This window comes from Dysgonomonas sp. BGC7, from assembly GCF_001261735.1.
GTDB lineage: Bacteria > Bacteroidota > Bacteroidia > Bacteroidales > Dysgonomonadaceae > Dysgonomonas.
Genome location: NZ_CVRP01000020.1, coordinates 1 through 23,068 on the forward strand (window position 1 = coordinate 1; position 23,068 = coordinate 23,068).

A 23,068-nucleotide genomic window follows, 5' to 3' on the forward strand; every position below is an offset into this window, starting at 1 on the left:
ATATAATATTTACAAAATAGGGCGCTTCCTGATGGAAGCGCCCTCTTTTATTTATATCAAAGTGTAATTTTATTTGAAAGCCAGATATGTCCATACCGGATAATGATCCGAATATTTCACTTTGTCTACAGTGCAATTATACGATTGAATACCCAAAGAGTGCATTATATAATCTATACGTACCCAAAAATAATTTTCATGGTAGGTAATGCCTTGTCCAAATCCTGTATTAGCATACGAGTCTACAAGATCCTTCTTCATTGTGTGATAAGCATACGATAAAGGAGTGTCGTTAAAGTCGCCACAAATAATAGTTGCATCACTCTTTTTCTGTTCCATCAGCTTGCGAATAACATTGACCTGCTCCTCTCTGATCTTGTACGCCGTTCCAAGCTTTTCTTGTAGGTTTAGTGCCATTTCGTCGAACGATTCCCTATCTCTACTCTTCAAAAAGTCTTTATATAGTTTCTTATCTTCTGTGGTAAGCCTGTTCGATTCGAGATGATTCACTACAAGATTAACTTTCTTTCCTTGTATAGTAAGTGTGTGCATTACCGATCCGTTATATATACTTTCTAGAGGAACTTTGGCTGATTCTTCGATGGGGAATTTAGAATAAACAGCGATGCCATAGATATGAGAAGATGTTTTTTTTGTAGACTTACCAAATCTTATTATAGACCGATGTGGATAGTCTTTCATTATGTTATTTAATTCCTGTTCGGAAATTATGCTGCGCTTATCTTTTTTAGTAGCCACTGAAAATTCCTGAAAGCATACAATATCGGCATTGCTTTCCAATACATAGTCGAATATAGGGTTTTTACGGGCCGAATCTCCTCTTAGCCAATTAAATGATCGTACATTGTAAGTAAGTACCTTAAACCTGTTTTCAGGCATTTTGTCCTGCCTCATATGTACAGGAAAGCATGTAGATATAGGTTGCCAGCAACAAGCTATGACAATAAGCTGTACCAATGCATATTTCCATCTCCATGTAGCTGTCCACAGAATAAGATATACGATGTTGATAAATAGCGTTATAGGAAATATTAGTCCGAGATAGGCAATGATTGTTATCTTAGAGGGGAGTACTGTCCATGAGAAGATGGATAGTAATAGTAATACAATAGCTATTATATTGGTGGCGAATATGATATACTTAATATATCTGCCAAATCTAAATTCTGTAAGTTTATTTTTTACTGGCATCGAAAAGTCGCTTTTTTTCATCCGAACTCAAGCTTGTATAACCTGATGCTTTTATTTTATCTAAGATTCTATCTATCTCCTCAGACTCACTCTTTGTTCGCTGATTATACTCGTAGTCGGTTTCTCTCTTTTTGTACTTTACCTTCATTGGCTTTTTGAGCGAAGGCTTGAGTAAATTAACAATCAGATCTATGATTTTGTTGAGCCATTTAGTAATGTCTTTTCCTCGAAGATATTGTTTTGCATATATATATCCGAGTATGGCACCCCCGATATGTGCGATATGACCTCCCGGATTCGACAAACTACCAAGCCCTATAAAATCGAGAGCAAAGAGGGCGATAGCAACATATATTATTTTTATTCTACCCAATAAAAGTAATCCGATCTCTAAATTGGGTTTGTAAAATGCAACAGCAAATATTATTGCCATAACCGAAGCGGAAGCCCCGATCATAGGAGCATCATTCATCCTGATAAGTGCAGGGATAGTATTGAAAGACAAAATGTAAAGTGCTGCACCTGCCAATCCTCCGAGGATATATAAACTGCTAAGGTTCTTGGCAGAAAAGTATGATAGAAATATTCGCCCGAACCAATATAGCATCAACATATTGAACAGTATATGCAAAAAGTTTTCATGCACGAACATATATGTGAAAACAGTCCAGAAACGAGACAATAGTATATCTATCTGTGCCGGCACAGCGATATATCTCACGGCTGTATCAGTAATATCGATATCAAATAGTTTAGCAATATTCAGAAGTGCTAAAAGAAGAAACACGCAGACATTGATAACGATAAGACGTATCAATATATCTTTGCGAAGAAGTATTGGTTTTATATTATTTGAGTATATTCCCATTGGTGAAAAAACCTTTTTTGCGCCAGTAAAGTAATATAAGGAAACCTACGACAAGCCCTCCTAAGTGAGCAAAGTGTGCCACATTGTCTCCTGCTCTGTCAGCGACACCCAAATACAGTTCGATAGCTCCATATCCAATAACCAACCATTTAGCTTTTATAGGAAAAGGGAACGGAATAATAAACAACTCCGAATTTGGAAATAGCATCCCAAAAGCAACTAATACACCGAATACTGCACCAGAGGCGCCGAGAGTAGGGTACTCTGATCCAGTTAAGTAACATACCAATAGTTGAGTAAGACCGGCACCTATTCCGGTAAGCATATAGTAGACTAGAAACTTCTTGGGTCCCCATACCATTTCTAGTGTACGTCCGAACATAAATACGGCGAACATATTAAAGAAGACATGCCCGAGGCTTCCATGTAAAAACATATAGGTAATAATCTGATGTGGCATGAAATAGTCTGATCCGATAGGGAAAAGAGCACCATATTCTTCGATAATATATAATCCATTCTTATGCAGTAGATATTGGGCTAAATATATTAGAGCGTTTATGATAAGAATATTCCTTGTAACTAATGGTATATTACCCAAAAAGCCATTGTTGCCTTGATTCATTTTATTTCCTTTGTTTTCTTTTATCAAAGCCCAAAAGTAATGCTTTTTTCTCTTTTCTGAGGTCAATTTATACCCACTTTTATATATTTTCTTATTTAGAATCAGTTTTTTGCATTTTTTTTTATGATTATTAAATAAAACACTTATATTTGAGACTTAGAACTGGAAAAGAAGAACAAATATCTCAGTTATATAATGTTTAATTAATCATTACAATTTTTATTATGAACAAGACAGAACTTATCAATGCTATTGCTGAAAAATCAGGCTTAAGCAAAGTTGATTCTAAAAAGGCTTTAGAAGCATTTATCGAATCAGTAACAGGTGAAGTTAAGAATGGAGGTAAAGTTGCCCTAGTTGGCTTTGGAACTTTCTCAGTAACTCAAAAAGCTGCAAGAAAAGGTATCAATCCTAGAACAAAAGCTGTTATAAACATCCCTGCTAAAAAGACTGTTAAATTCAAAGCTGGTGCAGATTTAGCTTCTCTATAATTTAGCAATAGAATAAATTAATAAAAAAGCAGAAGAATAAAAGCTTCTGCTTTTTTATTTGCCTAAAATTGTAACTTATTGATTCTAATAATAAGGCTCATAACTGCTTTTTTTTTAATTTTGCAGTCCGACAATAGAAAATAATAGAAATAATATATGAAAATAGAAAGTAGATTACAAGAAGCAGTTGTAAAAGCGATCTTTTCGCTTTATGGACAAACTGTAGATCTTAATCAGATTTCGCTGCAAAAAACAAAAAAAGAATTCGAAGGGCATCTTACATTAGTTGTTTTCCCGTTTTTGAAAATTTCTAAAAAAAATCCGGAACAAACGGCACAAGAGATAGGCGAGTGGCTACAAGCTAATGCTGAAGAGATCTCAAGCTTTAATGTAATAAAAGGTTTTTTAAACCTATCTGTTGCGACTTCATGCTGGCTTGAGCTGTTGAATGATATTCGTTCTGTCGAGAGCTACGGTGTTTGCAAGGCTACAGCAGATTCTCCGTTGGTGATGATCGAATACTCTTCTCCCAATACGAACAAACCTCTTCATTTGGGACATGTCCGTAACAACCTTCTTGGTTTTGCTCTGTCAGAAGTGCTGAAAGCTAATGGAAAGCAAGTAGTAAAAACAAATATAGTAAACGACCGAGGTATCCATATATGCAAGTCTATGCTTGCTTGGCAGAAGTGGGGCAATGGAGAAACACCAGAGTCTTCCGGGAAAAAAGGCGATCATTTGGTCGGCGATTATTATGTATTATTCGATAAGCATTATAAAGCAGAGATAGCAGAATTACAGTCGAAAGGCTTAACAAAAGAAGCTTCGGAAGCTCAGTCTCTGATAATGGCAGAGGCCAGAGAAATGCTTCGCAAATGGGAGGCTGGTGATATAGAGGTGGTTTCCTTATGGGAAAAAATGAATTCATGGGTTTATGCGGGTTTTGACGAAACCTATAAAAAACTCGGAGTGGACTTCGATAAAATATATTATGAATCTCAAACCTATCTGGACGGAAAAGACACAGTGCTGGATGGTCTGAAAAAGGGGATTTTCTATAAGAAAGAAGACGGGTCTGTTTGGGCAGATCTTACAGCAGAGGGCTTGGATCACAAGTTGCTTCTGCGTGGCGATGGTACTTCTGTGTATATGACACAGGATATTGGTACGGCTAAGCTTCGTTTCGATGATTACCCTATCAACACAATGGTATATGTTGTGGGAAACGAGCAAAACTACCATTTTCAGGTATTGTCTATTTTGTTAGATAAATTAGGCTTCGATTTTGGGAAAGGGCTTGTCCACTTCTCTTACGGTATGGTTGAGCTTCCTGAAGGCAGAATGAAGTCGAGAGAAGGAACTGTTGTAGATGCTGATGATCTTGTTGACGAGATGGTCGCTACAGCAAAAGAAACTTCTCAGGAGCTTGGAAAACTAGATGGAATAAGTACGGAAGAAGCAGATAAAATATCACGTACGGTAGGTCTGGGGGCTTTGAAATACTTTATTCTGAAAGTAGATCCTAAAAAGAATATGACCTTCAACCCTAAAGAATCTATCGACTTTAACGGAAATACAGGGCCGTTTATACAATATACGCATGCCCGTATTTGTTCGGTGATTCGTAAAGCTACCGATTTAGGCTTAAGTGTACCTGCGGTTTTGTCTGCCGATATTGCGTTGACTACAAAAGAAGAAAATCTTATACAATTGGTAGCTGACTATGCGGTTGTCGTAAAACAGGCTGGTGATGAATATAATCCTGCACTGATAGCTAATTATATTTATGATCTGGTTAAAGAATACAATCAGTTCTATCATGACTATACTATTCTGAAAGAAGAAGATCAGTCTTTGAGAGATTTCAGGCTTGTTCTTTCCGAAGAAGTAGCCAAAGTAGTAAAGAGTGGAATGTCGTTGCTTGGAATTGATGTTCCTGACAGAATGTAATTATTTTTCTTCCTCAATATCTTCAAGCCCGAGTTGTTCATACAGCTTGGGCTTATTTTCTAGCCTATTTCTCAGAATTTCTTTATATAATGTGACTTCAGTAGCTAGTTGAGATTTCCTATTGTTGCTGGGAAGTAAGCCGAATGCAGTATTGATCCAGGAGAAAGCATTTTCCGTTTCGTCTATAGCTTCATTTGCTAGCGCCAAGTTAAGAGCAAGCCTGATCATTTTCTTGGGATTGGTTTCCGTGTCATATAAATCGCTCCAAATTTCGGCTGCTTCCGCCCATTTACCGGCATCAACACATTGAGCAGCCTCTTTCATTTTACCGGAGTTGTCGGAATAATAGAATCTGTCCTGAGTTTTCCATGAAGGAATAAACTTTCCTGTAAGCTTATCTGCACCTACTACAGAAATCTCTGTTATAAGGTCGTTTACTTCGGCTATATTGCTTTTTATTCTTCGGCTCCAGTCTCGTTCTTCGGCTCTGAATAGACTGTCAATATATCCTATCGGAGTTGAATATAGAGCTCCTTCAGCAGAGTATACGTTGATAAATGCTCCCAACTTTGCTCCTAAAATACTGTAATTGGTAAAATATGCAGTGTTTTCGGATTCTACCTGAGCGGATATGGCAAACATGTCGAGCGAAATTATGGAGTTTGCTTGTTTTTCTTTGCAGAGAGATTGTATTTTGCTTTTGCTTAAAGGAATACTTGTCTCACTATTGTTTGTTTTGTGAGGATAAAGTTCAACTTTGCTAAAATAATTTTCCTCATTCATAAACAGAGCCAATGAATTCAGCAGTATGGTTCTTGCACTGTCCAATTCTAGGATCCCAGAGCCTTTGGTGCTTTCATCCTCATTTTCGGTATATGAAGAACTGTTATCCACAATAAGTACATTAGTCACCTCTGGTGGGAAAGAAACAGCAGCGGGTTCACGAACTTCCAATGTTATAAATTTGGTAGAAACACACGAACTTAATATTATTCCAATAAAAATAAAAGACAATTTTCTCATTGTAGCCCGTTTTTAATACCCTAAATGTACAAAAATAAGACTTATATTTGCAATACTAAACACTTAAATAATGGAACAGCTTGTGAATGATATGTTTGGTCTGGCCTCTGATATAGTAAAATACACTTCGCAAAGTGTTTTTCTTACAGGAAAAGCCGGTACAGGGAAAACTACATTCTTGCATCATATAAAAAATCATACAGATAAGAACATTGTCGTTGCTGCCCCTACGGGAGTTGCAGCCATCAATGCAGGAGGAATAACACTGCATTCGCTGCTACAGCTCCCATTCGAACCTTTTATTCCAAACTTTGAAGGAAAGAAAAAGCTTGATTACCATTTCAAACTGCGAAAGTCTAAGATAGATATGTTGAGAGAGCTCGATCTGCTGATAATAGACGAAGTGAGTATGTTGAGAGCCGATATGCTCGATGCTATAGACTATTTGTTGCGCCGCTACAGAAACGACCCCAGACCTTTTGGTGGAGTTCAGATGCTTTTCATTGGCGATATGTTTCAGCTTCCTCCTGTGGTGCAAACTTCGGAGTGGGGAGAGTTGAAACATTACTATCCGTCACCGTTCTTCTTTCATGCGCAGGTGCTGGCTGATTTCCCTTTATTGTATGTCGAGTTGAAAAAGATATATCGGCAACAAGATCAAACGTTTATAGATATATTGAACCGTGTTCGCAACAATTGCCCTACTTCTCAGGATTTATCGGTTCTGAATCAAAACTACAATCCGGCTTTTGTTTTGCCCGAAAAGGAAAAATACATAGTTCTTTGCACTCACAACTATAAAGCGGAGCGAATCAATAGTGAAGAACTGACGAAATTAAAAACTCGGGAGTTTATATACAGAGGGGAGGTAAGAGGCGACTTTGCAGAAAACTCTTTACCTACTGAACAAGATCTAGTCCTGAAAGAAGGGGCTCAGGTTATGTTTATAAAAAACGATGCCGGAGAGAGCAGGCGTTATTATAATGGAAAACTTGCAACAATAAGCCGTCTGAAAGCAGATAAAATAGAAGTCTGTTTCGAAAATGGGCATCTCATGGAACTGGAGCCCGAAACATGGCGTAATGTTCGTTATGTCTTGAATCAGGAGTCGGGAGAGATAGAAGAGGAAGAACTAGGCTCCTTTAGCCAATATCCCATCCGTTTGGCTTGGGCTGTTACCATACACAAAAGTCAGGGCTTAACCTTTGAAAGAGTGGTTATAGATGCCGGGCAGGCTTTTGCTCCCGGGCAGGTCTATGTAGCATTGAGCCGCTGTACGAGCCTTAACGGTATTGTTTTGTTCTCGCGAATATCTCCCCAGAGTATAAGTACCGACAGATATGCAATTGAATTCTCTGCAAACGAACAAGATCCGTCTTATTTGCGAGAAGTACTGAGTAAGGAGAAGCCCTATTTCTGTGCTCAGCAACTAAAAAAATATTTCGATTGGTCTCCCTTCATACGAAGCCTTCACTCGTTGAACGAATTGGCAACAGAGAAAAAAATACCACGGCAGGAAGAAACCCGTACAATGATGGCTCATCTTTGTAGTAGGGCCATAGAACAGCAGGAGATTGCCTATAACTTTATAAAAGAAATAGAGCGTATTCTCGCTGTGCACCCGATAAACATAAATTATCTCCGCGAGCGAGTACAAAAAGGGGTGATCTACTTTCATCGCGATGTTCAGCAGTATATAATGCTTCCTGTCGAGGAACATCTCGATAGTCTTAAGAATGCTTCTAAGGTGAAACAATACCTGAAAAAAGCAAAAGAGATACATACAACCTTATTACGCTTGTTAGATCGACTCGAGTCTGTCTATTATGGAGATGTAAACCTAACAGAAGGATTGGTTTTTGATCGTCTTATACCTGAAAAAAAAGAGACGATAGATGTTCCCGAAAAGAAAAGGAAAGCTGAGAAAGGGGAGAGTCAACGATTGTCCTTGTCTTTGTTTAGAGAAGGAGAGTCTATCACAGAAATAGCTAAAGAAAGAAACTTGTCTGCAACTACAGTAGAAGGTCATCTTTCAGGGTTTATTCTGACTGGAGAATTAAGTATCTATGACTTGATGGAAGAGGATAAAGTAAAGTTTCTACTCTCCGAAATAGAAAAAATGGATAAAGATCTTTCTCTTACAGCATTAAAAGCTAACTTACCCGACAAATATACTTATGCCGACATAAGGTCGGTAATGAATCATTTACATTATACCCGACGCAACTCCGTATTATAGAATAATGTAGATGGCTATTATATGACATATGCTACCTCCCAGAACAAAGAAATGAAATACGGTATGCATATATTCCTTTTTTGTCCACGAATAAAAGAAAGCTCCTGCGATATAAGAAATACCTCCTGCTATAAGCCAATAGAGAGAAGCGACTTGTCCATTCAAGGACAGAACATCATATAGGGGTTTGAATGCAACGAGAATGGAAGAACCCATGAGAACGAAACAAATAGTTTCCAGATTGCTGTGTGTTTTTAGCTTGGCAAAGCTAACTATCAATCCCGCTAGTGCTGCTGTACAAATAAAAGCAAAAAGTGTCCATCCCCACAGTCCCTCATTGCGTAGAACAATAAGTGTGAAAGGGATATATGTGCCGGCTATGTGAAGATAAATAGCTGCGTGATCCGATTTTCTGAGCATCTCTCTTCTTTTCTTATTGTCAGGCTTGCATGAGTGGTAGAAAGTAGATGTGATATAGGATGCCAACATACCAAACAGATATGCTATTACGCTTCCTGTTTCCCAATAGCTTCCACTTCTTCCTGCTTTTTCCAGAAGTATATATCCGGCAACTATGCCTAACACTATGCCTGCCGCATGTGATAGGGCGTTGGCTATTTCTTCGTTTTTGGTATAATGTATTGTTCCCATCCTAAGAAACAAAAGTAAGCAAATATTTTTTATCAAATCACTAGAAGTAGTGATTGATAAAGAGGTCAGATTCTTTTTTCTTTGTATTTTCTAATAAACTAAATCTATGAATTTGAAATTTTATATAAACAGCCTATCTCTTATTCTGTCTTTTTTTCTTGTCTCATTATGTGTGTTCTCAGAGGGTAATATACCAAAAGATACTCTATACACTCAGTTAAAAAATGATATTGTAATACTTTCCTCAACGAAGGAAACTAATAGTTTGAAATCTCTTCCTGCGGCAGTATCTGTATTTTCTCCTAAAAATCTGGAGCAGTTGCAGGTACATTCGCTAAAAGATCTGACAGCAATAGTTCCGAATTATTTTGCAGCCGATTATGGGTCAAAAATGACTTCTCCTGTTTATATAAGAGGGATCGGAGCCAGATCGGGCGATCAGACAGTGAGCCTGTATATAGACAATGTTCCGTCCTTTAATACTACTTCATTTGATGTGGAAATGTTCGATATTCAGCGAGTTGAAGTGCTACGAGGCACACAAGGCACACTCTACGGGCGAAATGCTATGGGAGGGATTCTGAATATATATACATATTCTCCTCTCTCTTATCAGGGCACTACCCTTAAAGTAGGAGGCGGGAATTATGGGCAGTTTTCTGCTAATGCGTCTCATTACCAACGTCTGAATAATAAAATGGGCTTTTCTGTAGGTGCCTATTATAAACAGGATGATGGATACTTCACAAATGAATATAATGGAGAGAAGGTTGATGATATGAAGAATGCAGGTGGACGAGCTAAATTTGTATGGGATATATCTTCCCGATTATCGGCAACCGCTTCTCTCAGTTACGATTTTGTCGATCAGGGAGCTTTTCCTTATGCTAATATAGCAACGAATGAAATAAATTATAATTCGGATAGTTACTATAAACGAAATTTGATTACAAATGGTATTGCTTTACGTTATAAAGGTGACAGTTATGAGATAAATTCCACTACCGGATATCAGTACTTGAACGACAAAATGAATATGGATCAGGACTATACACCCAAATCTTTTTTTCAGATCAATCAAAAACAAAATCAGAATTCGCTGAGTCAGGAAATGACAATAAAATCGACGACAAAAGCTGATTATCAATGGTCGTTTGGTGGGTATGGCTTTTATGACTATTTGCATACAACATCACCTGTCTATATGATGAAAGATGCTATTGATCTTTATATGCAAAAGACAATGGATGGCTTACATGCTTCTAATCCTCAATATATACCCGAATATAATTTCACGGATGATGTAATAGATCTGAATAGTAGTTTCAAACGCCCGATATATGGTATTGCAGCCTTTCATCAGTCTACATTCAATAATATTCTGCAAACGCCGGGATTATCTGTGACTTTTGGTTTGCGTCTCGATTACGAGAGAACCAAGCTGGAATATAATTCCGATGCAACAGTAAACTATATGCTAAAGCCTCCGGGCTCACCTGTTGCTATGCCGCAAGTGACTGAGACAAAATTGATAGGCTCGTCTTCTGATGATTTTTTAGAACTGTTGCCAAAGATGGTGATTAAGTATCAACTTGATCCTGCTTCTTATATGTATGTGTCTGCTTCTCGAGGATATAAGACCGGAGGAAATAATATTCAGGTATTTGCTGACCTATTGCAGGAGGCTCTGGTAAATGGACTTATGAGACAAGCTGTTCCTACCGAAGAGCAAACAAATGATAGAATTGCCTATCAGCCGGAATATAGCTGGAATTATGAACTCGGTGGAAAATTTGAACCTATAAAAAATACATTGTCTGCTGATATAGCTATCTATTATATAGATGTGCGCGATGTGCAGATTACTCAGTTTGTGAATACGCGTGGCGGCAGAATGATAAGCAATGCGGGTAAAGCTGTGAGTAAGGGGTTCGAGTTAGGGTTAAAAGCCCGCCCTTGTAGTGGGTTTTATCTCTATGCTAATTATGGTTATGCTGATGCCCGTTTCAAAGACTATCAAACGTCGGCAACAAATGATAAAGATGCGGTAAACTATACCAATAATCATATTCCTTTTGCTCCTGAGTCTACATTTAGTGTAGGAGGAAGTATATCTGCAAACTTCAAAAAAAAATTGATAATAGACCGTTTTACATTCGATACCAATTATGCAGGTATAGGACGAGTATTCTGGGCTGAGAATAATGAGATGTCTCAAGGTTTTTATGGTACATTAAACGCAAGCCTGTCTTTAGAGAAAAATATTTTCGAATTAGAGTTCTGGGGTAAGAATATCTTAGACCGTGATTACAATGCCTTTCTGTTCGAGTCAATGAGTAATTATTATGTGCAGAAAGGAAAACCAATGCGCTGGGGAGCTTCTTTGAAAATAAAATTGTAATTTTGCCTTTCTGAGCTTTCAGCTTTAAAAGTATGAATTACAAAAAGATAAAATTAAAGCCTAAAAAGGAAGATTCCTTGAGGCGTTTTCATCCTTGGATATTTTCAGGGGCAGTACAGGAAAAAGATAATGACCTGACCGAAGGTGAGGTTGTTACTGTATATACAACTGCAGGCGATTTTATAGCCATAGGCCATTATCAGATAGGCAGCATAGAAGTACGTGTTTTGTCTTTTGAGGAAGAAGACATCGATCAGTCTTTTTGGGAAAGACGATTGCGTTCTGCTTTTGATCTTAGAAAGTCTATCGGTCTTGTGTCTTCCGATAATAACTCTTACCGCCTTGTTCATGGCGAAGGAGATAGCTTGCCCGGGCTCATCATCGATATTTATGCGGAGACGGCTGTTTTTCAATCTCATTCTGTCGGGATGCACGAGGATCGTCTCGTTATAAGTGAAGCCTTGAAAGTGGTGATGGGTGATTCTCTGAAGAATATTTATTACAAATCGGAGACTACGTTACCATATAAGGCCGATTTAGGTGCTGAAAACGAATATCTGTACGGGGGTAAAGATGTAACGGAAGTTGCTGTCGAGAACGGACTGAAATTTTATCCCGACTGGGTAAAAGGACAGAAGACGGGTTTCTTTGTCGATCAGCGCGACAATCGGGCTTTGTTGGAGAAATATGCAAACGGACGCTCTGTGCTCAATATGTTTTGCTATACTGGTGGATTCTCTTTTTATGCTATGCGAGGTTATGCAAAACTTGTGCATTCGGTAGATAGTTCGTCGAAAGCTATTATGCTGACCAATAAGAATGTTGAGATAAACTTTCCTGACGATAAACGACACGAAGCTTATGCTGAAGACGCTTTTAAGTTTTTGGGTAAAATAAACAAAGGAGATTATGATCTTATCGTTCTCGATCCTCCTGCCTTTGCTAAACATCGAGGAGCTATCAGAAACGCGTTGCAAGGATATAAACGACTGAATGCAGTTGCTTTTGACAAGATAGCATCCGGAGGAATTATATTTACGTTCTCTTGTTCGCAGGTGATAACAAAAGAGGCCTTCCGTTTAGCAGTGTTTAGTGCGGCTGCTATGTCGGGACGTAAAGTCAGAATTCTGCATCAGCTAAGCCAACCGGCAGACCATCCAGTAAATATATATCATCCCGAAGGGGAATATTTGAAAGGATTGGTATTGTATGTCGAATAATTGATTTGTTCTATATAATAAAAACTCCGCTACATCTTTTGTAGCGGAGTTTTTTTACTTATCGGTGCGGGTTAGCTTATTTTTAAACATATAACTTGCTGTCTGAAACATTGCAGCGGAGTACGTGCGCATACTGTCGGCTTCCTGTCTGTGGGCCGAGGCCATATTTTCAGCACTGTTTTCAGCATATTTATATAAGCCCTCCACCTTCGCTTTGAAGTTGTATGTATAAAAATATTGGGGACTGATACAGCCCAAAGCATCATCGGAAGAAAAGAACATATAAGGTCTGTTCGTCTTAAATAGATCTACTCCGAAGGTATTATTTTCGTACGAATGATTTAGCAGCCCTAACAGTGTAGGTAATACATCTACCTGCCCTCCTAGTTGGTGTAATCGTTGAGGGGCATTATCGAATGCCGGAGAATAGATAATGCAAGGAATGTGATTGTATGATAGTGGCATTTCGTATGTTTGAGATCCGACTATCTTACCATGATCGCCAAGTAGCACAAAGACTGTGTTGGCAAACCATTCTTCCTTCTCAGCTTTTTCCATAAACTGACGAATAGCATTGTCAGCAAAAGCTACAATCTGATATTGAGGATCGTTGCTTGTCGCCTTGAATTCGTCAGGAACAATATATGGCGGATGATTACTTACTGTGAGAAGTGTGGCAAAAAAAGGCTTTTTGTCCTTCGATTTTTCATTGATTTTATCCAGTCCGTATTCGAATAGGTAATCGTCGGCAACACCAAAACTATTGCGTCGTTTCTCTCGAGGGTAATTCTCTTGTGAGTATATTTCTTCAATACCGTTTTCGAGCAGAAAAGCATTCATATTGTCATATTGAGCTTCGTGCGTCATAAAAAACATAGTTCTGTAATTTTGCTGTTGTAGGATGTATGGTAGTCCTTCGCATAGAGGGATATCAACATTTTTCATCATGTTTCGGTCGAAAAGAGCAGGTAAGCCGTATAGAGTAGCTAATATTCCATGATTAGTGTGTGTGCCGGCAGAATAGAAGTTTTCGAAGAAGTATGATTTTTCTAACAGGCTGTTTAAGTACGGGGTAATTTCTTTTCCGTTTTCACGAATCTTTAATAGATCGTAAGACATCGACTCCATCAGTATGACTACTACATTCATCTTCTTCGCTTCTCCTTCGGCAACAACTTCTCTTACAATGGGAGATTCTCCTTCACCGTTGTGAGGTGCATTCAAAGCTTTTTGTACTATTGTGATGGCTTCGCTTTCCGTTATAAGGCTATCGACATTATAGTGAGACTTGGAAGACTCTATAACATCGCGCATAAAGTAAAACGATGGATTGATACCGAGCTGATTGAGAAACGAGTTGTCGCAAAAATAAGCCTGGCTGGTTTTAATGGGATTATACCCAAACCGCCCTCTGATTCCAAATATACATAGTGTTATAAGTATAAGGCATGTAGGTACGTATATCAGATATTGTTTTGACTTTAGATTCTGTTGTTCTTTTCGCAGCAGCTTTTTACTTATCATAAATACCAGATATCCAAAAGAAATAATGGCAATCACAAATAAGACCATGTAGATATAGTAAGAAGCCTCTTCGAGTATCATTCTGGCAGTTGTACCGCCCTCCTCATTCCAGTTGAAAATAGAGGAATTGAGATGTTTGAAGAAATAGTTGAAATAAGGGATATCGGCTATTCCAATAGCGAAAACGAGAGTGTATATTACGATGTAGTATATGTTAAATCCATTGAATACAGCCTTTTTGGCGATATTGCACAGCCCGACAATGGATAAGGCAACCAAAGGTAAAATGGATATGTAACAAGCTATGACATTGTCGAACCAGATACCTCTGAGGAGAGCTGATGATATCCAACTGAATTTGGAATCTACATCGGCAATATGTTGCAAATTAGTAGTGAGTAGTACTAATCTTTGTAATGTCATAAATATCAGAGCAAGGACGTGTACTGATATGACGTATGAAATGCAGGTTTTAATTTTTTTCATCTTGAACCTTAATCTATCTTGTTAACTCTGTTGGTCCTGTTTTTTTACTTTTTACGAGGTAGTCTGCCGTAGTGATGGTAGAAACAGAGTAATGCTTCATACTATCAGCCTTTGCTGTGTAAATGTCTCGTAAATTATCAGGATTCTTTGTTTTATATTCATAGAGGCGATCTGTTTTTTCGGTTGGGTCGTATATGTAAAGGTATTTTTCATCTATACAGCCCAAATGGTTGTCTGAAACGAAAACTGTGTATGGACGATGTTCTCTGAATAAGTCTATACCAAGAGAATTGTTGATATACGATTGGTTTAGCATACCCATTACTGTAGGGAAAATATCTATTTGTCCTGCCGGTTGTGTAAATCGCTTTGGTACATCCTCAAATAGTGGCGAATAGATGATGAAAGGTATGTGATTGTATGTAAGAGGCATCTCGTATGCTTGCTTTCCTAGAACACGTCCATGATCGCCTAGTAGTATAAATATAGTATTTTTGTACCATTCTTGTTTTTCAGCTTCTTCCATAAATTCTTTCAAGCTGGTGTCAGCAAAAGCTATAATTTTCTCCTGATCGTCATTACCTGAGTTGGCAAAACGTTGAGGAACAACAAACGGCGGATGGTTGCTTACGGTCATAAATGTGGCGAGAAAAGGCTTATCCTTTTCGGCAGCTTCGTTTAACTTATTTATGCCATATTCGAACAAGTAATCATCCTGTACGCCAAAGTTATTTACTACTTTTTCGCTTGGATAGTCGTATTGTGAATATATATGATCAAATCCGTTTTCGTTCAGAAAAGAATACATATTATCATATTGAGGGTCTGATGTTACAAAAAATAAAGTTTGATACCCCTGTTGTTTCAAATTTATAGGTAGCCCCGTATAATAGTCTGGATCGGGAGTCATCATTGTTCGTTCAAATATAGGAGGGAATCCATAGAGACTGGCAGCAATTCCATTGTTTGTGTGTATACCTGCCGAATAAAAGTTTTCGAAATAATACGACTTGTCTATCAGGCTGTGCAGATAAGGAGTCAGTGTTTTCCCTTTATATTCCATATTTAGAAATTCGGAAGACATAGATTCCATAAGTACAATCACTATATTTGTATTCTTAACTACCCCTGTTTCTGCTACATATCTGCTTATCGGGTGTTGCTCATCTGTAGATACTTCTATTTTGAGACTCTTTTTTACATAATCAATTGCTTCCTCTGTACTCATAATACCTTCGAGCTTATCCTTTTGTTTTAGATAACTGCTTGTGCTCTTTAATAAGAAGAATGCAGGATTGACACCTAGCTGATTGAAGAAAGAATTGCTGCAAAAATAAGCTCCACTTACTCGAAGAGGATATCTGCCGAATCGTCCTCGTATGCCCATAAAGCAGAGCCCGAATATAATAATCGTAAGAGGTATGTAATAAGCGTAGCTTTTGCCTTTCAGGTCGGTTGTATTTGTTCTTTTTAGTTTTCGGCCAAAGCCAAATACAGCAATTCCGAATAAGGTAGAGGTGATAATGAACAACAGAAAATAGATATAATAAGACGATTCTTGCAATATCATTCCTGCTGTGCCTTCGAAAGCTAACCAGTTCAGTATAGAACCTCCCAAATGTGTAAAGAAATAAGAGAAATAAGGAATATCGGCAGCCGAAACAGCCAAAATGATTGTATATGCTACAATAAAGAAAATATTAAAAATCGTGACTAATATGTTCGGTATTTTATTAAACAGAGCAAAAATGAGTAATATCACTGTGGGTATAGCTATTATATAACAACTCATCAGATTGTCGAATTGTAGCCCTTTTAGCATGGCGGAAAATAAAAGAACGGATTTGTTTGTTATATCTCCTGCTTGAGGTACATTTATGAAATATAGTATAAGACGAAAAAACGCTAGAATAAAAAGGACAGTGATGTGGATGGATAAGAGGTATCGAATTACGGCCAATGGTTTCTTCATAATGTAAAGTCGGATGTATTCTTTGTTAAGGCAGAAAAGGGTTGTGCATACAACCCTTTTTCTTTAATATGTTTAAATTGAGATTATTTACCATGCAAATAAAGGATAATCCTTCATTATAGAGTTTACCTTTTCGTGAACAGATTTTATAGTCTTGTCGTCTTCCGGATTAGAAAGAACTGTATCTATCATTTCTACAATTTCTCCCATCAAAGGCTCTTTTGCTCCACGTGTTGTTATTGCAGGCGTTCCGAAGCGAAGTCCTGATGTAAGGAATGGACTGCGGCTATCGAATGGTACCATGTTTTTATTTGTGGTGATGTCTGCTGCTACAAGCACTTTTTCTGCCAGCTTTCCTGTCAGTTCAGGGAATTTAGGACGCAGATCGATAAGCATGGAGTGATTGTCTGTACCCCCCGAAACTACTTTATATCCTTTGTCCATAAATGCTTGTGCCATTACTTTCGCATTTTTCTTTACTTGCTCCTGATATACTTTGTAAGATGGGTCAAGTGCTTCTGCAAAAGAAACAGCTTTAGCTGCTATTACGTGCTCAAGTGGTCCTCCTTGTATGCCTGGAAATACAGCCGAATCGAGCAATGCCGACATCATTCTTATTTCTCCTTTTGGCGTTTTTTTACCCCAAGGGTTTTCGAAATCTTTACCCAGCATGATTACACCACCACGTGGTCCACGAAGTGTTTTGTGAGTAGTCGTTGTCACAATGTGTGCATGTGGTAGCGGATTGTTCAGTAGCCCGGCAGCTACCAATCCTGCAGGATGTGCCATGTCTACCATAAAGATAGCTCCTATTTCATCTGCTATTTTGCGAATGCGGGCATAATCCCAATCGCGTGAGTATGCCGATGCTCCGGCTATGATTAATTTTGGCTTTTCCTGACGGGCAACCTGTTCCATTTGTTCGTAGTCTACTTGTTCTGTATCCTGACGTACATTATATTCTAAAGCATGGAACATAAGTCCCGAAAAGTTTACGGGCGAACCATGAGAAAGGTGTCCTCCATGAGAAAGATTTAGTCCAAGAAACTTATCTCCTGCTTGCAGACAAGCCAAAAATACCGCAGCATTAGCTTGTGCTCCCGAGTGTGGCTGTACATTTGCCCATTCGGCACCGAATATCTCTTTAAGGCGGTCTATCGCCAATTGTTCGCTAAGGTCTACTATTTCGCACCCCCCATAATATCTTTTCCCAGGATATCCTTCTGCATACTTATTGGTTAAACATGAACCCATTGCATCCATCACCTGTTGGCTAACAAAATTTTCGGATGCGATTAACTCAATACCTTTCAGTTGGCGTTGATATTCCCTTTCGATAATATCAAAAATAGCACTGTCTCTTTTCATAAGTAGAAATGTTTTTTTTGAGGTGAAAATATATTCGCAAAGGTAATCATTATAACAATTGGATGTAACCTTTTTGTAATTTTATTTAATACGGATTGTCTTGAGTAGAAGCATTGGAAATATGATTGCAGAAGACTTTTGGAGGTAATGTTTTATGCTTATCTTTATCTCTCGATTTATTAAAATAAATAGCATGAAGAAATATGTAAGCTTATTCATCGTCAGTGTTATATGTGCTGCGATGCTAGTTGGTTGCGGATCTAAGTCGAAAACAGATAATGCAGCGGGAACAGAAATTGCAGCTAAGAACAGCTCGGAACCGGCAAGAGATAAATATGTTAAAATGGCAAAAGAAGCTAATGCAAAAATGCCAATGGTTGTACCGGGTGGTCTGAGAATGGATAAGTTGGAAGCCGTATCTAAGAATGAGTTGAAGTATTACTATACTTTCACTCAAGAACCGGTAGTTTCGGCCGAAGAGTTTGTTCGTAGCTCTAAGCCTGCTTTAACTCTAGGGTTGCAAACGATGAAAGATCCTGAAATAGATATGTTCAAGAAGGATAAAATGACATTGATATACTCTTATTACAAACTGGATGGAACGTTGTTTGCAGAAATAAAAGTTTCACCTGAAGAATACAAGTAAAAGAGATAGTTTTTATCTATACATTGGTCAGTCAACAGTGATCAGTTAGCAGTTAACAAAGAAGGAAATATGACAATGAAAAAACAATGAAGAAGTTGTACAAGTTTGTCAGGTTTTAGTTAAAATACATATTTAAAAGGAAGAGATTATGATAAAGCATATTGTGATGTGGAAGCTTAAGGATGAAGCTCAGGGAAATAGTAAGGCTGTAAATGCCGCATTGATAAAAGAAAAACTGGAGTCGCTTAGAGGAAAGATTGATGGGCTGCTGAAAATTGAAGTGGGGATTGACTTCCTTGGCGGAGGAAATTTCGATGTTGTACTCTATTCCGAACTACAAAGTAAAGATACTCTCGATGTATATCAGAATCATCCATTACATCAGGCTATTCTGCCTTTTGTAAGGGAAGTGGTGACTGATAGAAAAGCGGTGGATTACGAGGCTTAAGATATGCAAGATATAATTAAAGATATACGTACACGTTGCCGTTTGGCTATGAATGGCATCGCATCTACCAGTATGCGCCAAAGAGGTTTGGTCTATAAGGTAAACTTCGGATTGATGATTCAGCAGATAAAAGATATGGCTGCCAATTACGAGCCAAGTGTCGAATTGGCTGAACTTCTGTGGAAAGAAGATACACGCGAGTTGAAGATATTGGCAACATTGCTGTATCCTTTGTCCGATTTTTCGGAAAGGGTTGCAAACAGGTGGTTAAAAGAGATCTCTAATCAGGAGATGAGAGAGCAGATTTGTGTCAATCTTTACCAGAATTTACCTTATGCGGGAAGAATAGCTTTAGAATGGGCTGACAATTTGGATGAGAATGTACGGACTACAGGCTATTGGTTATTAGTGCGCCTGTTTTTGACAAAGAAGGCGGATAAGGTTACTTCTCATTCATTGGATTATGTTTTGGGTGATGTAATTTCAAATAATACATTTCTTCGTAATGCTGCATTATCAGTCCTGAAACATATCGGGCGGCAGTCTAAAGACGAGAGTGATTATATTGTAGATAAGCTTTCTATTTATAAAGAGGACCCTGACCCGATAAAACAAGAAGCATATAATAGTATTGCTTTCGAATTCGAGTATTACTTCGAGAAGTGATTTAAAGTAGGCGTTTTTATGGGACTATATTATCTTTCTCTTTTCTTGGTAGGGATTATAATTCTTATCCCAACTTATGTTCTATTGAGCCATTTCAGATCGAAGAGAAAATCCTCTTTGACTGTAATTTGCCTAGCATATGCTTCATATGTTTTTCTTTTGTCGGCATTGTTTTTTATTTTATTTGCTGCCGATGTTGGAGATAATGCGGCAATGGCTGCACTGATTTCACTGCTTTTGGCTGTCGCCTCTACAGTTCTGATCGTTATTCTTAAGTTTGTATATAAAGCAAAGAAACGAATGAAAAAGCAATAGCTCCTTCCTTAATTCAGAAGAAGCTATTGTCCTTATAGAGTGGATTATTATTTGCCTATTGCATATCTTAATCCTATGTAGAACTTACGTCCTTGGGTTGGTCCCCATACCATTGTTGCATCGAAGTCATTGCCAAAAGGATTTTCGGGCGATACTATAGGATTCTTCTGCTTGAAGTCCGTAATATTTTCGGCACCGACATAAATACTCCATGTGCGGAAGTTCTTTGTGATTTGTCCGTTCAGTATTGTAAACGGATCGAAAGAGGTTTTCCACAGAGGGGTAGTGGTATCAGGTGTAGGCATGCGGCCTCCGCCATTGAATTGAGCAGTGAGATCGAAGACCCATTTTTTTAGGCGGGTTTCGTATGATGTTGTCACCATTGCTTTGTAGTCGCTGATCAGAGGTTTTTTCATCAATTTACCTCCATATTCAGTTTTTGCATTTGTCCAGCGGTATGCTCCTAAGATATTGAATCCGGGAAACAATGGATAAGAGGCTTCTATTTGGAAGCTATTGGCATAAGATTTGCCTTTCAGGTTGTAAAACATAACTGCATGCGGATCGCTGTCTACATCGGTAACAACCTGATTGTCGAAGTCGGTACGATACCATTCTCCCGACAGAGTAAGCTCTTCATTGTTTATCGGTATATGGAATGATACACTGGTTCCGTAGTTCCATGCCGCCTCTTGCTTCAGGTTGCTTGCTATGTCTATTTTACGGCTGCTTGCAAGATAGAAGCTGTTTTCAGGCATAACAAATACTGTGCGGTATCCTTTTCCTGCCGAAGCTCTGAGGTTTAACCATTCTACCGGCATATATTTCAGATGTAGACGAGGTGTTACAAAGGCTTTCTTATGCAGGGTGCTGTAGTCTGTACGCAGACCGGCCAGGGCGACAAACTTGTCATCCTTGTTGAAAGTGTATTGTACATACCCCCCTGTGGTAGTTTCTTCGTCAGGCTGGTTGAATATAGGTTGAGAAAGAGCCAGAGCCTGATTGTATTTGTCCCAGTTCATGCTCAGCCCGGTGCTAACCTGATGGCCTTTGCCCAGATCGGTTTCGTACATTAACGAAGCGTAGAGGTTGTTGCCATATACATTGTATTTTTGAGTGGCATACTTCGATTTCTGATCGTGGTATGAGCCTGTAAAGATCAAAGCTATGTTACCATTTCTGCTCTCATCCAAGATGTATGAATTCTTAGTGTAGAATTCTCCTCTGTTTGCATTTACAGATATCTCATAAGGATTGTCTATATTCAATGAAGCTGAGTTTAACGTGTGCATTGTTTGACCGCTGGTACGATAGTCCTGCAAAAAACGGATACCTACCTGCGATGCATATTTACCCGACATGTAGTGCCATCTGTTCATAAAGTTGAACTGATGCTTTTTGGGCATATCGAGAAAACTGTCGTCGTTGTCGTCATGGGATGCAGACTCGTTGGAGTAGTGTAAAAACACTCCTGTGTTTAACTTATCGTTCAGTATAAAAGCAGCATCGGCATTACCTTCGTACCGTCCGGCATCACTGGCAAATACGTTTAGGCTCAGAGGGTCTGCATTGTTTGGCTTTTTGTACTCTACATTCATTTGTCCTGTGATGGATTCGTACCCATTTTTCACTGAAGCTGCACCTTTAGATATTTGTATACTTTCCATCCATGGGCCCGGTACATAATCTAGCCCGTATATGGAAGCGGTTCCTCTGAAATTGGGATAGTTCTCTGTCAATGTTTGTACGTATGTGCCTGATAGACCAAGTAGCTGTATCTGTTTTGCTCCTGTAACAGCATCGCTGAAAGAAATGTCGACAGAAGGATTGGTCTCGAAGCTTTCCGATAGATTACAGCATGCTGCACGGTGAAGCTCTTTAACTGTGATCTTTTCTGTTTGTAATATCTCTTTGCGTGACTTTATAGTTCCCGGAGGGGTCTTTTCTATGATGACTTCTCCCAGTTCGTTACTTTCTTCGAGAGTTATATTCTGCTCCTGAAAAAAGTCGTGTATATGAGTTACTTTGTCTTTAAACCCAACATAAGATATGGCTAGCATATGATCTTTATGGGGAGTTCCCGGTATTTCAAAATAGCCTTTTTCGTTGGTTATTACTCCGGTTTTAGCATTCTCCCAACGGACCGAAGCTCCTATAAGTGGCTGTTTTTGTACATCAAGGACATAGCCTTTTAGTATGTCTTTGCCAAAGACTATTGCGGGCAATAATAGTAATAGTATAAGTGTTTTGATTGTTTTCATGTGAATATCAATTATTTGTTAATTAATACAATAGAATATCAGTTGCATCTCAATGTGGACATGCAACAAAACTTAATGTATTACTAATCAAATAATGAGTACTCTAATCATCGACAGGTATTCCCTCGGAGGTATTTCTGGAGGTCTATCGAAGAGTGCATAATTGTCAGATACTTCTATCTTATTAGATAAGAGCAATATTGATTGGATAAGTTGTACATCTGATATCCAAAAGAAAGGGGCAATTACATGAGGCCTAAATGAAGCCGAATCTATATCAATTGCCAATCTGGAAGCAGTACAATGGTCTATCTTTTCATATGATTGTCCATGTTCACAACTTTTATTCACAGTTTCTTTATAGGACTCATCACAACAACTATCTTCATCGTTGGTAGAAGAGTCTTGTAAGCAACATACGTGATGTTGTGTGACAAATAAAGTTTGCTCACTGCATGATGAACAGCAGTAATTAATGATTGTAACACCTGCTCCTGTGAAGAACACAGTAACGGATAGTATTACCAATATTAATATCTGAGCAAATTTCTTCATATTGTGAGCAAATGTAAGAATTTTTATCTCTATACTATACTTTTCTATTGTTAACTATTCTTATTTGTGTTTTAACAAATTCAGGAGATGAATAGTTTACTAAAAAAGAGGAGTTGCTAATGCAACTCCTCTTTTCAACTATATAAA

Annotated in this window: 19 protein-coding genes; 9 read left to right on the plus strand and 10 right to left on the minus strand. The window is 38.3% G+C overall.

The window, feature by feature from the left end:
- Positions 1–69: 69 nt before the first annotated feature.
- Genes BGC7_RS15775 through BGC7_RS15785 form a run of 3 tightly spaced genes read right to left on the minus strand, consistent with a single transcriptional unit; the run spans position 70 to position 2,705 of the window.
- Positions 70–1,212 carry an endonuclease/exonuclease/phosphatase family protein gene (locus BGC7_RS15775; RefSeq protein WP_050702571.1) on the minus strand — a complete coding sequence of 381 codons (1,143 nt, stop codon included), beginning with the start codon at positions 1,210–1,212 and terminating at the stop codon, positions 70–72.
- Positions 1,196–2,080, minus strand: a complete 885-nt coding sequence (locus tag BGC7_RS15780) for a rhomboid family intramembrane serine protease (protein WP_050702572.1) — start codon at positions 2,078–2,080, stop codon at positions 1,196–1,198. Before BGC7_RS15780 ends, BGC7_RS15775 begins: the two co-directional genes overlap by 17 nt.
- Positions 2,061–2,705, minus strand: coding sequence for a rhomboid family intramembrane serine protease (locus BGC7_RS15785; protein WP_082206807.1), 645 nt, complete (start codon positions 2,703–2,705; stop codon positions 2,061–2,063). The genes BGC7_RS15780 and BGC7_RS15785 overlap by 20 nt, the downstream gene beginning before the upstream one ends.
- Positions 2,706–2,929: 224 nt before the next feature.
- On the opposite strand from BGC7_RS15785, the gene BGC7_RS15790 reads away from it, so the two are divergent.
- Positions 2,930–3,196: an HU family DNA-binding protein gene (locus BGC7_RS15790; RefSeq protein WP_050702573.1), complete on the plus strand. Its 267-nt coding sequence runs from the start codon at positions 2,930–2,932 to the stop codon at positions 3,194–3,196.
- Between the two features lie 156 nt (positions 3,197–3,352).
- Positions 3,353–5,146 (plus strand): arginine--tRNA ligase, encoded by a 1,794-nt coding sequence (argS, locus tag BGC7_RS15795; RefSeq protein ID WP_050702574.1) that lies wholly within the window; start codon positions 3,353–3,355, stop codon positions 5,144–5,146.
- On the opposite strand, the gene BGC7_RS15800 is transcribed toward argS, so the two are convergent.
- Positions 5,147–6,169 carry a DUF6340 family protein gene (locus BGC7_RS15800; RefSeq protein WP_050702575.1) on the minus strand — a complete coding sequence of 341 codons (1,023 nt, stop codon included), beginning with the start codon at positions 6,167–6,169 and terminating at the stop codon, positions 5,147–5,149.
- A 70-nt stretch (positions 6,170–6,239) separates the two neighbouring features.
- Between BGC7_RS15800 and BGC7_RS15805 the strand changes: the two genes are divergently transcribed.
- A complete protein-coding gene (locus BGC7_RS15805) occupies positions 6,240–8,408 on the plus strand; it encodes a helix-turn-helix domain-containing protein (RefSeq protein WP_050702576.1) in 2,169 nt (722 codons plus the stop codon).
- On the opposite strand, the gene BGC7_RS15810 is transcribed toward BGC7_RS15805, so the two are convergent.
- Positions 8,403–9,059 carry a PAQR family membrane homeostasis protein TrhA gene (locus BGC7_RS15810; RefSeq protein WP_050702577.1) on the minus strand — a complete coding sequence of 219 codons (657 nt, stop codon included), beginning with the start codon at positions 9,057–9,059 and terminating at the stop codon, positions 8,403–8,405. The genes BGC7_RS15805 and BGC7_RS15810 overlap by 6 nt on opposite strands.
- 106 nt (positions 9,060–9,165) lie before the next feature.
- Here BGC7_RS15810 and BGC7_RS15815 point away from each other — a divergent pair, with 106 nt between their 5' ends.
- Positions 9,166–11,460: a TonB-dependent receptor gene (locus tag BGC7_RS15815; RefSeq protein WP_087880086.1), complete on the plus strand. Its 2,295-nt coding sequence runs from the start codon at positions 9,166–9,168 to the stop codon at positions 11,458–11,460.
- A 32-nt stretch (positions 11,461–11,492) separates the two neighbouring features.
- Positions 11,493–12,680, plus strand: a complete 1,188-nt coding sequence (locus BGC7_RS15820; protein ID WP_050702578.1) for a class I SAM-dependent rRNA methyltransferase — start codon at positions 11,493–11,495, stop codon at positions 12,678–12,680.
- 54 nt (positions 12,681–12,734) lie between these two features.
- Here the strand turns inward: BGC7_RS15820 and BGC7_RS15825 are convergent, their stop codons facing one another.
- From BGC7_RS15825 to glyA, 3 genes are all read right to left on the minus strand, one after another.
- The gene (locus tag BGC7_RS15825; protein WP_050702579.1) at positions 12,735–14,690 is read right to left on the minus strand and encodes an LTA synthase family protein; all 1,956 of its coding nucleotides are present in this window, start codon (positions 14,688–14,690) and stop codon (positions 12,735–12,737) included.
- Positions 14,691–14,703: 13 nt separating this feature from the next.
- Positions 14,704–16,662, minus strand: coding sequence for an LTA synthase family protein (locus tag BGC7_RS15830; RefSeq protein WP_082206809.1), 1,959 nt, complete (start codon positions 16,660–16,662; stop codon positions 14,704–14,706).
- Positions 16,663–16,749: 87 nt separating this feature from the next.
- Entirely contained in the window at positions 16,750–18,030 is a 1,281-nt protein-coding gene (glyA, locus tag BGC7_RS15835; protein ID WP_050702581.1) for a serine hydroxymethyltransferase, read from the minus strand.
- Positions 18,031–18,223: 193 nt separating this feature from the next.
- Here glyA and BGC7_RS15840 point away from each other — a divergent pair, with 193 nt between their 5' ends.
- The 4 genes from BGC7_RS15840 (at position 18,224) to BGC7_RS15855 (ending at position 20,105) form a co-directional block, all read left to right on the plus strand.
- A complete protein-coding gene (locus BGC7_RS15840) occupies positions 18,224–18,676 on the plus strand; it encodes a hypothetical protein (protein ID WP_050702582.1) in 453 nt (150 codons plus the stop codon).
- A gap of 148 nt (positions 18,677–18,824) precedes the next feature.
- A complete protein-coding gene (locus tag BGC7_RS15845) occupies positions 18,825–19,124 on the plus strand; it encodes a Dabb family protein (protein WP_050702583.1) in 300 nt (99 codons plus the stop codon).
- Between the two features lie 3 nt (positions 19,125–19,127).
- On the plus strand, positions 19,128–19,790 hold the full coding sequence (locus tag BGC7_RS15850; RefSeq protein ID WP_050702584.1) for a DNA alkylation repair protein: 663 nt from the start codon (positions 19,128–19,130) through the stop codon (positions 19,788–19,790).
- Between the two features lie 18 nt (positions 19,791–19,808).
- Complete coding sequence (locus BGC7_RS15855; RefSeq protein ID WP_050702585.1) at positions 19,809–20,105, plus strand: hypothetical protein; 297 nt, start codon at positions 19,809–19,811, stop codon at positions 20,103–20,105.
- Positions 20,106–20,152: 47 nt separating this feature from the next.
- Here BGC7_RS15855 and BGC7_RS15860 read toward each other — a convergent pair whose 3' ends face one another.
- Together BGC7_RS15860 and BGC7_RS15865 are read right to left on the minus strand one after the other, a co-directional pair.
- Positions 20,153–22,366, minus strand: a complete 2,214-nt coding sequence (locus tag BGC7_RS15860) for a TonB-dependent receptor (protein WP_050702586.1) — start codon at positions 22,364–22,366, stop codon at positions 20,153–20,155.
- A gap of 87 nt (positions 22,367–22,453) precedes the next feature.
- A complete protein-coding gene (locus BGC7_RS15865) occupies positions 22,454–22,921 on the minus strand; it encodes a hypothetical protein (RefSeq protein WP_050702587.1) in 468 nt (155 codons plus the stop codon).
- Positions 22,922–23,068: the final 147 nt, after the last annotated feature.

Excerpts from the sequence above, each read along its gene's own strand:
- BGC7_RS15785 (WP_082206807.1), bottom strand. The coding sequence starts at position 2,705 with ATGAATCAAGGCAACAATGGCTTTTTGGGTAATATACCATTAGTTACA.
- BGC7_RS15840 (WP_050702582.1), top strand. The coding sequence starts at position 18,224 with ATGAAGAAATATGTAAGCTTATTCATCGTCAGTGTTATATGTGCTGCG.
- BGC7_RS15780 (WP_050702572.1), bottom strand. The coding sequence starts at position 2,080 with ATGGGAATATACTCAAATAATATAAAACCAATACTTCTTCGCAAAGAT.
- BGC7_RS15805 (WP_050702576.1), top strand. The coding sequence starts at position 6,240 with ATGGAACAGCTTGTGAATGATATGTTTGGTCTGGCCTCTGATATAGTA.
- BGC7_RS15845 (WP_050702583.1), top strand. The coding sequence starts at position 18,825 with ATGATAAAGCATATTGTGATGTGGAAGCTTAAGGATGAAGCTCAGGGA.
- argS (WP_050702574.1), top strand. The coding sequence starts at position 3,353 with ATGAAAATAGAAAGTAGATTACAAGAAGCAGTTGTAAAAGCGATCTTT.
- BGC7_RS15800 (WP_050702575.1), bottom strand. The coding sequence starts at position 6,169 with ATGAGAAAATTGTCTTTTATTTTTATTGGAATAATATTAAGTTCGTGT.
- BGC7_RS15790 (WP_050702573.1), top strand. The coding sequence starts at position 2,930 with ATGAACAAGACAGAACTTATCAATGCTATTGCTGAAAAATCAGGCTTA.
- BGC7_RS15850 (WP_050702584.1), top strand. The coding sequence starts at position 19,128 with ATGCAAGATATAATTAAAGATATACGTACACGTTGCCGTTTGGCTATG.
- BGC7_RS15825 (WP_050702579.1), bottom strand. The coding sequence starts at position 14,690 with ATGAAAAAAATTAAAACCTGCATTTCATACGTCATATCAGTACACGTC.
- BGC7_RS15855 (WP_050702585.1), top strand. The coding sequence starts at position 19,809 with ATGGGACTATATTATCTTTCTCTTTTCTTGGTAGGGATTATAATTCTT.
- glyA (WP_050702581.1), bottom strand. The coding sequence starts at position 18,030 with ATGAAAAGAGACAGTGCTATTTTTGATATTATCGAAAGGGAATATCAA.
- BGC7_RS15815 (WP_087880086.1), top strand. The coding sequence starts at position 9,166 with ATGAATTTGAAATTTTATATAAACAGCCTATCTCTTATTCTGTCTTTT.
- BGC7_RS15860 (WP_050702586.1), bottom strand. The coding sequence starts at position 22,366 with ATGAAAACAATCAAAACACTTATACTATTACTATTATTGCCCGCAATA.
- BGC7_RS15810 (WP_050702577.1), bottom strand. The coding sequence starts at position 9,059 with ATGGGAACAATACATTATACCAAAAACGAAGAAATAGCCAACGCCCTA.
- BGC7_RS15830 (WP_082206809.1), bottom strand. The coding sequence starts at position 16,662 with ATGAAGAAACCATTGGCCGTAATTCGATACCTCTTATCCATCCACATC.
- BGC7_RS15775 (WP_050702571.1), bottom strand. The coding sequence starts at position 1,212 with ATGCCAGTAAAAAATAAACTTACAGAATTTAGATTTGGCAGATATATT.
- BGC7_RS15820 (WP_050702578.1), top strand. The coding sequence starts at position 11,493 with ATGAATTACAAAAAGATAAAATTAAAGCCTAAAAAGGAAGATTCCTTG.
- BGC7_RS15865 (WP_050702587.1), bottom strand. The coding sequence starts at position 22,921 with ATGAAGAAATTTGCTCAGATATTAATATTGGTAATACTATCCGTTACT.